Origin of the sequence: Corynebacterium sp. MSK158 (genome assembly GCF_030229085.1) — a bacterium.
Lineage (GTDB): Bacteria > Actinomycetota > Actinomycetes > Mycobacteriales > Mycobacteriaceae > Corynebacterium.
Genome location: NZ_JASPHJ010000019.1, coordinates 17,867 through 29,649, shown reverse-complemented (window position 1 = coordinate 29,649; position 11,783 = coordinate 17,867). Strand labels below are relative to the sequence as shown.

General features: G+C 60.2%; 15 protein-coding genes. 8 read left to right on the top strand and 7 right to left on the bottom strand.

Annotated elements, in window-relative coordinates:
• Window positions 1-93: 93 nt before the first annotated feature.
• The 4 genes from QP915_RS11160 to QP915_RS11145 all read right to left on the bottom strand — a co-directional run bounded on the left by QP915_RS11160 (window position 94) and on the right by QP915_RS11145 (window position 3,224).
• The gene (locus QP915_RS11160; RefSeq protein ID WP_284769383.1) at window positions 94-672 is read right to left on the bottom strand and encodes an LURP-one-related/scramblase family protein; all 579 of its coding nucleotides are present in this window, start codon (window positions 670-672) and stop codon (window positions 94-96) included.
• Between the two features lie 28 nt (window positions 673-700).
• Entirely contained in the window at window positions 701-1,897 is a 1,197-nt protein-coding gene (locus QP915_RS11155) for an HNH endonuclease (RefSeq protein WP_284769382.1), read from the bottom strand.
• A gap of 95 nt (window positions 1,898-1,992) precedes the next feature.
• Window positions 1,993-2,793, bottom strand: a complete 801-nt coding sequence (locus tag QP915_RS11150) for a PrsW family intramembrane metalloprotease (protein WP_284769381.1) — start codon at window positions 2,791-2,793, stop codon at window positions 1,993-1,995.
• Window positions 2,790-3,224 (bottom strand): hypothetical protein, encoded by a 435-nt coding sequence (locus tag QP915_RS11145; protein ID WP_239273655.1) that lies wholly within the window; start codon window positions 3,222-3,224, stop codon window positions 2,790-2,792. Before QP915_RS11145 ends, QP915_RS11150 begins: the two co-directional genes overlap by 4 nt.
• Window positions 3,225-3,342: 118 nt before the next feature.
• Between QP915_RS11145 and QP915_RS11140 the strand changes: the two genes are divergently transcribed.
• The 3 genes from QP915_RS11140 to QP915_RS11130 are packed head-to-tail and all read left to right on the top strand — an operon-like array spanning window position 3,343 to window position 4,830.
• Entirely contained in the window at window positions 3,343-3,708 is a 366-nt protein-coding gene (locus QP915_RS11140; protein ID WP_269954019.1) for a heme transporter, read from the top strand.
• Window positions 3,708-4,547, top strand: a complete 840-nt coding sequence (locus QP915_RS11135) for a hypothetical protein (RefSeq protein ID WP_284769380.1) — start codon at window positions 3,708-3,710, stop codon at window positions 4,545-4,547. Before QP915_RS11140 ends, QP915_RS11135 begins: the two co-directional genes overlap by 1 nt.
• The gene (locus QP915_RS11130; protein WP_284769379.1) at window positions 4,525-4,830 is read left to right on the top strand and encodes a CHY zinc finger protein; all 306 of its coding nucleotides are present in this window, start codon (window positions 4,525-4,527) and stop codon (window positions 4,828-4,830) included. Before QP915_RS11135 ends, QP915_RS11130 begins: the two co-directional genes overlap by 23 nt.
• A gap of 22 nt (window positions 4,831-4,852) precedes the next feature.
• Here the strand turns inward: QP915_RS11130 and QP915_RS11125 are convergent, their stop codons facing one another.
• The gene (locus tag QP915_RS11125; RefSeq protein ID WP_284769378.1) at window positions 4,853-5,419 is read right to left on the bottom strand and encodes a hypothetical protein; all 567 of its coding nucleotides are present in this window, start codon (window positions 5,417-5,419) and stop codon (window positions 4,853-4,855) included.
• 22 nt (window positions 5,420-5,441) lie between these two features.
• Window positions 5,442-6,752, bottom strand: coding sequence for a M20/M25/M40 family metallo-hydrolase (locus QP915_RS11120; protein ID WP_284769377.1), 1,311 nt, complete (start codon window positions 6,750-6,752; stop codon window positions 5,442-5,444).
• Window positions 6,753-6,830: 78 nt separating this feature from the next.
• On the opposite strand from QP915_RS11120, the gene bioB reads away from it, so the two are divergent.
• The 3 genes from bioB to QP915_RS11105 are packed head-to-tail and all read left to right on the top strand — an operon-like array spanning window position 6,831 to window position 9,017.
• The gene (gene bioB / locus QP915_RS11115) at window positions 6,831-7,811 is read left to right on the top strand and encodes a biotin synthase BioB (protein ID WP_239194695.1); all 981 of its coding nucleotides are present in this window, start codon (window positions 6,831-6,833) and stop codon (window positions 7,809-7,811) included.
• Complete coding sequence (gene bsaP / locus QP915_RS11110; RefSeq protein WP_284769376.1) at window positions 7,811-8,083, top strand: biotin synthase auxiliary protein BsaP; 273 nt, start codon at window positions 7,811-7,813, stop codon at window positions 8,081-8,083. Before bioB ends, bsaP begins: the two co-directional genes overlap by 1 nt.
• Window positions 8,084-8,093: 10 nt before the next feature.
• Window positions 8,094-9,017 (top strand): Sir2 family NAD-dependent protein deacetylase, encoded by a 924-nt coding sequence (locus QP915_RS11105; RefSeq protein WP_284769375.1) that lies wholly within the window; start codon window positions 8,094-8,096, stop codon window positions 9,015-9,017.
• On the opposite strand, the gene QP915_RS11100 is transcribed toward QP915_RS11105, so the two are convergent.
• Window positions 9,018-10,007, bottom strand: coding sequence for an esterase/lipase family protein (locus QP915_RS11100; protein WP_284769374.1), 990 nt, complete (start codon window positions 10,005-10,007; stop codon window positions 9,018-9,020).
• A 358-nt stretch (window positions 10,008-10,365) separates the two neighbouring features.
• Between QP915_RS11100 and QP915_RS11095 the strand changes: the two genes are divergently transcribed.
• Together QP915_RS11095 and QP915_RS11090 are read left to right on the top strand one after the other, a co-directional pair.
• Complete coding sequence (locus QP915_RS11095; protein WP_284769373.1) at window positions 10,366-10,614, top strand: ArsR/SmtB family transcription factor; 249 nt, start codon at window positions 10,366-10,368, stop codon at window positions 10,612-10,614.
• Window positions 10,607-11,755 carry an MFS transporter gene (locus tag QP915_RS11090; RefSeq protein ID WP_284769372.1) on the top strand — a complete coding sequence of 383 codons (1,149 nt, stop codon included), beginning with the start codon at window positions 10,607-10,609 and terminating at the stop codon, window positions 11,753-11,755. Before QP915_RS11095 ends, QP915_RS11090 begins: the two co-directional genes overlap by 8 nt.
• Window positions 11,756-11,783 lie beyond the last annotated feature (28 nt).

The window sequence follows — 11,783 nt, the reverse complement described above, 5'->3', positions numbered from 1 at the left end:
CTAACAACGCCCACACGCATCGGCCATCAGGGAATGCGAAACTGAGTCTTCGCTGCTCTCCGCCCAACATTGCAACAGCATCTTTTTATTTTCCTAGTCGCTGTTCTTTTGCTTAGTACGCAGCATATCCATGCTCATTACAGCGCCGAGGATGGCAGCGTGATGTTGCTCATTGAGGCCCGGCGTGATGCGCAGGCGGTACGTGTTTTTGCCCATGAAGAAATTACCCATGCCAGTCCATTCGTTAGAGACGTCAGCAAGCAGGCGATCTTCTGAAGTGATGGAAAGGTTCCAATCCCAGAAGTCGCCGTGAATTTCGACGTCAGGAAAGCCCTCCATGGTCAAGTCCAATTTTGTCTTGAGCATGGAAAAGCGCTTGGTGATAACGGCCATGGGTTGCTCGATTCCCGGCAAGTGCACCTCGTAGGTATCCCGCAGAAAATTCGGCGGGTCCGAAATCGTCATGACCGTTTGGAGGGGATTGCCCTCGGCATCCGTGATGGCAACCTCCAAGCTGCGAGAGGATTTAAACACCATATCTTTAAGACTGGTGGATTGCAGGATCGTGCCCACAGGGGTGCCGTCGATATCGGTGATCATGAACTGATCGTTGAGGAAGGACTTGGTCTGGGTAATTACGAGCTCGTCAAGTGTGAATAAATTTTGCGTCATGCCAGCCACTGTAGGGAAGCTGGCGGTTTTATTCCTCCTCCCTAGGGGTGGTTTTCTGCTGGCGCATGAGCTCTTGGGCCTCTTCATATGCTCGGGCGCGGTGGGCAGTCATGGTTTGGGCGAAAGTCTGTACCCAGTTTTTGTTCTTCTGCGCCAGCGGGCCGGAGGGCTCGGTGGTGGTCCAGGTACCGTCCTCAAAAAGCCAGATGATGTCGCGCGTGTGTGGATCCATGACATAAAAGACGCGGCCATCGGTCTTTATGTTGTGGTGGTGCTGGCATAAGCAGGCGAGGTTTGCCGGGGCGGTCGGCCCGCCGTCCGCGTGGTTGATGCGGTGATCCTTCTGGCAGGCAGATGCCGGGCGGTTGCAGCCGGGGTAGCGGCAGGTCCCGTCGACTCCCTCCAGGTATGCGGCCATTGCGGCGGGAGTGACGTAGCCCTTGACCTCGTGGTTAGGGTCCATCTCCCGGATTTTGGTGTAGGGCAGCGCATTGGAGCGCGCCGGGTCGAGCCAGCCTACGGATTCGATAAACGCCGGGGAATTGGGCACGTCGGTGGCCTTGTAGGCGTTGAGGATGATCTCGGGGGCTTGGGTGCGGCCGGTGAGGAGCGCAACGGCGGCGTCGGCAAGCGAGCAACCTAGCTCCAGCGCGGTCTGCCGGACGCACTTATCGACGCTCGCGATAACCGCCGGGTCCGCACTCAAAGTCACCGCCGAGGTGTTATCGCCCCAGTTTTCCATGGTGTAGCGCGGCTGGGTAGGGCCTTGGGTGACGGCCAGCGTGTCATCGGCGAGGTTGATGAGCTCGTTGAGCTTGCGTTTAATCTGCGCCTGCGTGCGCATGGCCTGGTTCGGCCGGGTAGGGGTGAGGTAGGCGGTGAGCTGCTCGTCGATGCGCGTCACCACCTCTGGCGTTGGGTTTCCCAAGCGGTTGAGGGATTTATTGATGGCAATAATGCGGTCGAGGTCCAAGTGATAGAGGCGGTGCTGCAGCGCCTGGAGCTCGGGCAGCTCCTCCAGACGGTGCAGCGCCATGAGGATATGGCCGATCCGGCCTTCATTAACGCCGGTGGTGCGGTAGAGGGATTGGGTAACTAATTCGAAATCAGAATCGAGATCTGGGACTTGGCTTACCCAGAACTCGTACTCCGCCTTTCGCATCTCAAAGGCTAAGCGTGTGGTGGGGTCGGTGGTGTTGGTCGTGGAAAAGTAGGGTTCTTCCATGGCGCATCGTACCTAAATTATCGTGTGAACTTGTGTACGATTTACACCTTATAACACCCCTCGGACACGAGCCTTTTTCTTCGCATTGATCCAGCTCAGGAGCTATATTCCGAATCTTTAGCGGGTAGGGACTTTTCGCTGCTTTGTGCCGCGTGTTTCTTGTCCTGCTTGCGCATGAAACGCAGGCCCCAAATGACCAGTGTCCACGTGATGAGGGCGATAAGGAGAATGGTCACCGGCCAATCACCCGCAATGATGGTCGAGGCATTGAATAGGGTATGCAGGGCGATGGCGGCCAGCCAGAATCCGGCCACCTGCCAGTATCCGTGGCGTGCCCCCGCATAGAGCTTGCCGACGCCCCATGCCGCAACCCCCGTATACAGCGCATGGCTAAAGGCGCCAGTGAAGAATCGTCCGATACCGGTAATGATGACGCCCCAGAGGTCGCCGTCCAAGTCATCGATGGCCGCGTTGAGGATGAACGGCACATTTTCCATGGCATCAAAACCAAGGCCTACCGCCATGCCGATCGCGGCGGCTTGGTAGGGATGCTTCACGTTTCCAAAAGCCGCAATAATAATAACGACGCCGAGGAGCTTGATGGTTTCTTCCGGAAGCGGCGAGTAGAAGGCCGCGTATAGGTGGGTGAGCCCCAGCTTGTCCGAGATCCCCACCATCTGATCGTTGAGGCTCACCACCACCGGCTGGGCGAGCGCACCCCATAGGATGCCTTGCCACATCGGCCGCGGCCTAAACCACAAGAATCCCAAGCCGAGTGTAAGGCCCACGCAGATGAGCGCACCGATGAGCCCAACCTCAGTAAACCGACGATCGGCCAAAAAGAAGCCGGAGACTACCAGTCCAAAAGCGATAGATAACCAATACAGATTCTTCATGCCTTTTCTACCTCCTGGGCAAGTTCTGCAGCGCGCGGTCCGCGCAGGGAGAGGAACGTGGTGGGGCCATCGCCCTCGATGCTGATGGCTACAAGGTCGCCATCGCTAAGCGTGCGCTTGTCCCCGTCGCGGTCGATGTCTCCTTCCGGCATGGCCGTACCTTCACCCATTGCCCGGAGGTAGCGTCGGGTGGCTTGGTCTTTGTCTTGCACGCCGACTTCCTTAGCGCGGATTTGGGTGCCGTCACAGTCCCAGCGTGGTTCACTGCTGGTGGAGCCATCTTCTTCCGTGCAGGATAATCCGGGGATGCGGGCCTGTCCGGCCTGCACTTCAGAAGTGGGGTTGTCATAGATGTCTGGCAGGAGCGCATTGGTGCCGTAGATGGCGCCGAATACTACGCCCGCCGCGAGGATGAGTGGTGTGCTTTTCATGCTCTTAACGCTAGGTACGCACTGCTCAGCGCGGTATCCTCCGCGGGGAGGATTAGGCCGGTCGCAGGGAGGATTTCTTCCCCATAAATTTCCTTAAGCCCTGTGATAGGTTGGGTGCGTGTTTGAGGAGCTAGAAGAAGAAGCGGAAACGAAAGACGAGCCCAGCCGCGTCTGGTGGCAGTGGTGGGCGCCCATAGCCATGGCCGCGGTCTTCGTTGGCCTGCCGCCGGCTGTCTACCACCTTGTCCCCGGCCTCGCCTTGCTCATCCTCATGGCCGTGCTGACCGTGGTCATTGCTCTTGCCGACGGCGCCACTTTCCGCGCCTCCTGGACCATTTTCTGCGTGGCGGGGCTGGCGTATTTTGCAGCCATGTCCCTCTACTTCAACGAGGGCACCTGGATATACCTCCCAGTATTTGTTTTCCTGGCATGGGCCGCGAGCAAGCTGGGGGCCGCGGTGGGCTCCAAGGCAGGGAAGAGCTAATGGAGACGTGGCGCCTAGAGCACCCCGAGGTGGGCACCATTGAGGTGCAGCGCGGATACGATGCCGAGTTCGCGGAGATGGGCGAGTGGCCGAAGAAGGCCAAGGATTTCACCCCGGTTCCAGGCGATGCTTCGCTGCCGGAGCGCCTTCGGCTTTGGCAGAAAAACCCCAGCCCACGCCTGCAAATTGTGGTGAACGGTCAGGTACGCAGCCGCCACGATCGGCCCCGCGCAGGCCGTTATTCGCTTAAGAAGAAGATTGAAAAAGATCTCACTCTGCTTGAGAACTCCGCCCCGCGCAGCAAACCTTATCTGGACGTTCAGGCATCGCCCTTTGGCGAGCTCTTGGACGTGTACTACCGCAATGGCGAGGAGGCAGTCGCCCTCGATCCGCCGGCCGGCTCCTTGGGCGAGAAGCGCCGCCACGCCATGGAGGAAAGTTCTTTCAAGCGGGTGCTGTATCCACTTCTGGGCGGGCTGGGCAAGTCCGGCTGGGCCATTGGCGTGATCGTGCTCGGCCCGATTATCAGCCGCATCTTGTCTCGGTTGCTTCCGGATTGGGAGATGCCGGAGATTAACCTGCCGGATATCGCGCTCCCCGTACCGGAGTTTCCGCAGATAGAGCTGCCGGTGCCGAATTTCGACTTCAACATCGACATCGATCCGCCCGACTGGCTCGTATTCCTCATGGATTACAGCAAGGTGTGGGTACCGCTCATCATCGCCATCGTGGTGGGCATTCAGGCCGTGCGCAATGCCAAGAAATCAGAGGAAAAGAAGCACCAGTGGCAACAGGATGGCGCGTATGCTGACGGCCATGAAGATTCACGGCGCGATTGATGCGGAGGGCCGGTGCAAGCACTGGCATTCGCCGCTGGATGTGGTGGCCAATAAATGCGCCACCTGCCGCGAGTATTTTGCCTGCGCGCTGTGCCATGCCGAGCTCACGGAGCATGAGTTTGGGCCCATGCTTGCCGACGCCCCCTCGGTACTCTGCGGCGCCTGCCGCACCGAAATGAACTACCACGCCTATTCCGCCGCGCCTGCGTGTCCCCACTGTGGGCATAAATTTAATCCCGGCTGCAGTGCGCATGCCGGAATCTATTTTCAGCTAGACCGCTAAGCGGTCCGGCCACGCCAGCGTCTTAGAAGGAAGACAGCTGCTGCAGCTGCTGGATCTGTGGGATCTGTGGCAGCTGGAACTGGGATACGGCGTTCTGGGCAATCTTGGCCGCGTCCGGGATGCGGAAGGTCTGGCCCAGGAAGGGGACATCGACAGTCGGCTGGCCAGGGATGGTGCCCAGCTCGATGACCTTGGCGTTCTTGGTTGGTGCCGGGGCAGGGGCCGGAGCCGGAGCTGGCTTTGGTGCGGGAGCATTGCCGCGCTGGCCGCCGGTGTTGACCGGCTTGCCCTGACCGGTGGTGCCGTTCAGGCCGCAGCGAGCAATGGCCTCATCCATGCGGCCGATGGCGCCGCGGACCTCGTTGCCGCGTGGGTGCACGGTGGCAACGGCGAGGGCCTGGGACTTCTTCTGGTTGTAGTCAGCGGAGTTGGTCCAGTACTGCTGTGCCTGGGAGCAAGAAATCTGGCCGGCGGGCATCTTGGCGAGGAGATTATCAACGGCGTCGGCATGGGCAGCGGCAGGGGCGGCGAGGGTTACGGTCAGGGCGGTAGCTGCAGATAGCAGCGCGGACTTACGTGCAAAGCTCATGCCAGACATCTTGCCACACTTGTTACGCCTGTGACAGGCCGAGGAAGCGATTGACCAGGCTGCGGTAGGCGCGCACGGTGAGCTCGAGGTCCTCTAGGTAGAGGTGCTCGTCGTGGCTGTGCAGCTGCGAATTGGCACTGGCCATATCGCGGCCCTCGGCGTGCATGGCAAAGCCATAGGCATTGCCGCCCTTGCGGCGGGCGAAGCGCAGGTCCGAGCCGCCGGTGGCGTGAACTGGGACAACGTCCTTGTCGGGGAAGAATTCCTTGGAGGTGGCCTCAATCGCCCGCCACAGCTCGGTATTGGTGGAGGATTGCGTGGCATCTTCGGTGATGAGGTGCTCTATTTCCACCTCATCGGCCATATCCCCGAGCGCGCTGCGCAGGAAGTCATCGAGATCCTCCTGGGTCTGGCCGGGGAAGGGGCGCACATCCATTTCCAGGTAAGCGTGCGAAGGCAGCACGTTGATGGCGCCGCCCGCGCGCAGGACGGTTTCTGCGATGGTGGTGTGGCTAAAGGCGTGGGCATAGGCGTCGAGGTTGCCGAACTTGGAGTAGTCACCCGTGCCGTCGATAAGCTCCTGCTCCGTCTGGGGATCAAACTTGAAGGTGCGCACGAAGCCCTCCCAGATCTCATTGGAGGCCGTGGGCGGCTCCGCAGTGGCGATGCGTCGGGCGACCTCACCGATCTTTACGATGGCAAAGTCCTTGCCATAAGGCGTGGAGCCATGGCCGGCATCGCCGTGTACGTGCAGGCGGCGCTGGCCGGCGCCCTTTTCTCCCACGTTGAAGCCCACCGCGCCGGGCAGGTGGCTGCCGCCGGTCTCAGACAGGCAGTTCTTCCACGAAAAGGCATCGGGGTGGTTCTCGGACATAAAGCGCACGCCGAGGCCGCCGCGGGCCTCTTCATCGGCCATGCCGACGAAGGCGAGGGTGCCGCCCGTGTTACCGGCGCGGGCGACCTCGCGCGTGACGGCGGCCATGGTGGCGGTAATAAAGAGCATGTCTACGGAACCGCGGCCGTAGAGCTTGCCATCCTCGATGAGGGCCTCGAAGGGCGGCTTGGTCCACTTCGGCTCATCTACGGGGACGACGTCCGTGTGGCCCATGAGAGTGAGCGGTTCCTTGTCCGGATCGCCGGGGACGGTCACCACGATGGAGACGCGGCCCGGGTGGGACTCGAAGCGCTCAATCTGCACGTCTTCGCCCGCGAAGAATTTCTCCAGGCTATCCGCATTGCGTACCTCGTGGCCGGAATCCGGCGTGAGGTCATTAACGCAGGCATTGCGGATAAGCTCTTGGAGGAGGGAGAGGGTGTCATCATAAAGCGTCATGCCCCCGAGGGTAGTTCCGTACAGATTTATATGTGGTTTTAACCAAAGTTGAACGCCGTTCAAGTAGGGTTTAGCACCATGAGCATCGTTGACATCGCCCGTGAGAAAGCCCTGGAGCAAGGCAAAGGCCTCAACCAGGAAGAGCTACTGCAGGTATTGCAGGTTCCGGATTCCCAGCTGGAGGAAATTGCAGATATCGCCCACCAGACCCGCCTGAAGTGGTGCGGTCCAGACGTATCGGTGGAAGGCATTATCTCCATTAAGACCGGCGGCTGCCCAGAGGATTGCCACTTTTGTTCCCAGTCCGGCCTTTTTGAGTCCCCGGTGCGCGCCGTGCGCCTGAACATCCCGGAGCTGGTGGAGGCGGCGCAGAAGACCGCTAAGTCCGGCGCCACCGAGTTCTGCATCGTGGCCGCAGTGAAGTCCCCGGACGATCGCCTGCTGGACCAGGTGGGCGAGGCGATTGCCGCGATTAATGACGCCGTCGACATCGAGATTTCTTGCTCGCTGGGCACCCTGACCCGCGAGCAGGCGCAGCGCCTGAAGGATATGGGCGCGCAGCGCTATAACCACAACCTGGAGACCTCCCGCTCCTTCTTCCCCAATGTGGTCACCACCCACACCTGGGAGGAGCGCAAACAGACCCTCGATTATGTACGCGAAGTAGGCATGGAGGTCTGCTGCGGCGGCATCATCGGCATGGGCGAGTCCCTGGAGCAGCGCGCCGAATTCGCCGCGCAGCTGGCAGAAATTGACCCGTGCGAGGTGCCGATGAACTTCCTCGACCCGCGACCTGGCACCCCCTTTGCGGATCGCCCGCTGGTTCCGCTAGGTGAGGGCCTGCGCGCCGTGGCGGCGTTCCGCCTGGCCATGCCGTCTACCACCTTGCGCTTTGCTGGTGGCCGCGAGCTTTCGCTTGGCGACGACGGCACTGAGCGCGGCCTCCTCGGCGGCATCAACGCCATTATCGCCGGCAACTACCTGACCACCCTGGGCCAGCAGATTGAAAAGGATGTGGACATGTTGAACCGCATCGACCTGCCGATTAAGGCCCTGTAGTGCCGGGTTTATCCGAGCCCTCATCCGAATTGGCCGCTGCCGTTCTCTCCGGGGACGAGCCGATTTTCCATCCGAATACCGGCAAGCCGATCGAAGAGGTCTTCACGCTGCACCCCGCGGCCGCAGCCGGCCTCGACGTGCCTCGCTATTGCCAGATCTGTGGCCGCCGCATGGTGGCCCAGGTGCGCCCCGATGGCTGGCACACTAAGTGCTCGCGCCACGGGGAGCTGGATTCGGACTGGCTTTATGTAGAGCACCTGCCCGAAAGCTAGCATCGGGGGCATGGATCCCGCCGTCTCCCTTGCCCACCAGTCTGCGCTGCGTTCGATCGCCCGAGTGGTCGAAGAATCGGCGCCGCATACGGAGGAGGGGAAGGCCTTAGGGGACGTCGTCAAACAGCTGCGCGAGGGCCCAGTGATGGTGCTGACTGGGGCTGGGGTGTCTACGGAATCGGGCGTGCCGGATTATCGGGGCCCGCGCGGCTCGCTCAGTAGGCACCGGCCGATGACCTATCAGGAATTTCGCCACGACCCGGCCGCGAGCCATAGGTATTGGGCCCGCAGCTTTGTGGGGTGGCGGGTTATGGATTCTGCGGTGCCGAATCGCACGCATTATGCGCTGGTGGAACTGGAGCGCGCCGGGCTGGTCAATGGCGTGGTCACCCAAAACGTGGATGGTCTGCATAAACAGGCGGGAACCGCGAGCTTGGTGGCACTGCATGGCGATATGGAAACCGTGGTGTGCTTGATGTGCGGGCACCGGGAGGCGCGGCCGCACTTCGATGCGCGCCTAGCTGCAGCGAACCCGGGGTACCTGGAACGCCTCGTGGTGGAGGCGGATCAGGTGAACCCGGACGGTGACGTGACGCTCGCTGAAGCGGACGTGGCAGCCTTCCGCATGGCAGGGTGCGAGCGCTGTGGTTCTGCATTGCTGAAGCCGGACGTCGTCTACTTTGGCGAGCCCGTGCCGGCGGAGCGCCGCGATGCCGCCTTTGCACTGCTGGGCCAGGCGCGTTCGCTCGTGGTGGCCGGCTCTTCGCTGGCGGTTATGAGCGGGTACCGCTTTGTGCTGGAGGCAAAGAAACAGGGCAAGCGCGTGGCCGTTATCAATGGCGGACCCGGCCGGGGTGATCAGAAAGTGGATACGCTGTGGCGCACGCAGGTGGGTCCGGCCTTTGACGCGGTACTCGATGAGCTGGGGCTATAACTAGCGCGGGATGCTCTCCACCAGTTCCAAAATGGTGCGCACGATCGCACGGACGCGTTTATCCATCGGCATATCCTCATGCAAGACCATCGCGCGGCGGTCGAAGTCCTGGACATAAATATTGCGGACCGTGCCCTCGGCGACGCCGCGGGGGTCGAGAAAGCAGGTCTCAGGCGGGACAACGACGGCGTCGGACCGCGTGGCAATGCAGGTATAGCTCACGCCGGATTCCAGATCGCCGTCCCGGTTGGTTTCGCGCAGCGCTTCACTGCCGACGACCTGGTCCATGCCCGCCGGCCCAAACCAGCCATCGATGATGGAGCGCAGCACCGCTTCTTGGCGCGGGGTGCGGATGAGGCGGCTGGCTATGCCCCCATAGGTGGTGCCGTGATTCGGGGCGCTAATGCACATCAGGTGCAGGACGTTTTCGGCCCCGCCCTCCATACGCATCCAATAGCGGGCAAGCAGCCCACCTTGGGAGTGGCCGATGAGAATAACCTTGTCCGCGCCGGTAGCCGCGCGGACGGTATCGATATAAGCGCCAAGCTGGCGCGCAGATTCCGCAAGCGGCTGGGTAGCGCGGTGCCCATAGTCAGGGGCGAAGACGGCCCAGCCGTCCTGGCGCAGTTCATTGCCTAGGAGCTGCCATACGCCTTTTGTATCGCAGGTGCCGTGGATGAGGATGACCGGCCACGGTCGCTGCGCAGTAGGACGCGTGCTCCAGTCATCTTCGAAGACGCCGCGCGGTTTGATGCGCGCGCCAAGGGGCAGGGTGGCGGCGGCATCGGCATCGAGGGCGGTGTCGCCCGGGCTGGTCTTGACCTTCTGGGCTTTGATGAGGTCCGCGATTTCGGCCGCGACCTCCTCGCGCAGTGCCGTGGCCTCGGCAGGGGAGGCGACGCCTCGACGCGGGGAATCGGTCAATTCCTTCTCGTTGGCACGCCAGAATTTGCGGAGTTGTTCGGAAATAGTGGATTTCAACTCAGCCATGGTTCCAGATTGTACTCGTTATTGCAGGTTAACTGTGTTTTTGTCAGGGGTGAAGAAATTTATGGGCAAACCCTTGACCATCCTACGAAAGGTTTATAAACTTAGGCTTGCCTAATCACGGGCGGTGCTTGCAGGAGGGTGCGCTCCACTCCCTCCTTGGGTGCCGAGAGATTAGTCATGGGGAGAAGGCTCACCGATACGCTGTCGGTGGGCCTTCGTTTATGCAAGAAATCTTGCACGAATGTCTCGAATGACTTAGTCTGGCTAATCGTTCAAGAATTCTTGCACGATTGGAGTTGGAATGAGCCCACGAAAATATGAGCATCCGGCCACCGAGGATTTAGAATTCGTCCGTGTATTGTCTGCAGTAAGTGATCCCATCCGGTTGGAAATGGTGAAGCGCTTAGCAGACGGCAAGGAGCACGATAGCTTGATGCTTGCTGACGACCTGCCTCGGTCGACCCTGACTTACCACACTCGGCAGCTGCGTGAAGCCGGTGTGACGTGGACAAGAAGCCAGGGGCGCACTTGTGTCATCTCTTTGCGTCGAGACGATCTAGACGAGTGTTTTCCAGGTTTGCTCGACATGGTGATTTCTAATGCTTAAACAGCTATGGCCGTTAGTTTTGGGAAGCGTAGCACTCGGGTTGGATGCGTATGTTATTGCTGGGCTGCTGCCGCAGATTGCCGAAGACTTGGGTGCAAGTGGCAGCGTGATTGGCTTGGGTGTTACCGCTTTTACCGGTGCGTACGCGGTATGCGGCCCACTATTATCGGGTAGGGCGGGCAAGGATCCGCGAAATGGACTGCTGGGCGCTCTTGCTGTGTTTTCTCTGGCCAATGTTGTGACCGCTGTATCCCCTACGGTGGGTGTTTTTATAGTTTCGCGGCTGATTGCAGGTGCGGCAGCGGGAATCTACTCGCCGTTGTCCGCGGCGGTAGCGGGCATGTCGGTCACAGAGGAGCGTCGCGGACGTGCGCTTTCATTGGTGCTAGCCGGTCTGGCGGTGGGAACCGTTGTGTGTGTACCAGCGGGACTGGGAGTGGCCAAGGAGCTAGGTTGGCGGGCGGCCATTGCATTGGTATCGGTGGTTGGCATGGCGGCGTTGGCAGGTATAGCGATACGTAAAACGAGTGCTGTACCAGCTGTGCCTTCTTCCTCGCTAGGGCAGCGACTCCGAATCATTGGTCGGGTGGATAATTTCCTAACGGTCTTGGTTACTTTCTTCGTGGGAGTCGGTTCGCTGGGACTGTATACCTATATTTCCGCGGTGCTCGAACGAGTGCAGGTAGACACCATTGCTGGCATGTGGATTTGGGGAATTGGCGGTGCAGTTGGTGCATTTGGAATCGGGCGGGTGCTCGATAAGGTAGATAGTTCTCGCAAGCTAACGACCATAATCATTGTTTTGCTTGCTGCTGATTTTGCAATGTTGTTGCTATTTCCCTCGAGCCGTGTGGTGGCACTGGTGTGTCTTTTTGCATGGGGGCTTTTGGGTTGGTCTTCCATGGCGCCGCAACAGCATTCGCTGCTCAGCGCAAATCCTGATGAAGGTGCGACTGCCGTTGCTGCTAACGCGTCCGCGAATTATCTGGGTTCGGCTGTTGGCTCCGCAGTAGGTGGCCTACTTTTGCCCTCCTCCACGGGAATCTTATTGGGGGCGCTATTCGTAGTCTTATTAGGAATCGTCTGCAGTATCGGGGCGAGAGCCTCGTCTTTCCCTAAGCCTAGGGACAATGAGAATTAGGAATCTCGCGGATCAAAGGCAGGATGCC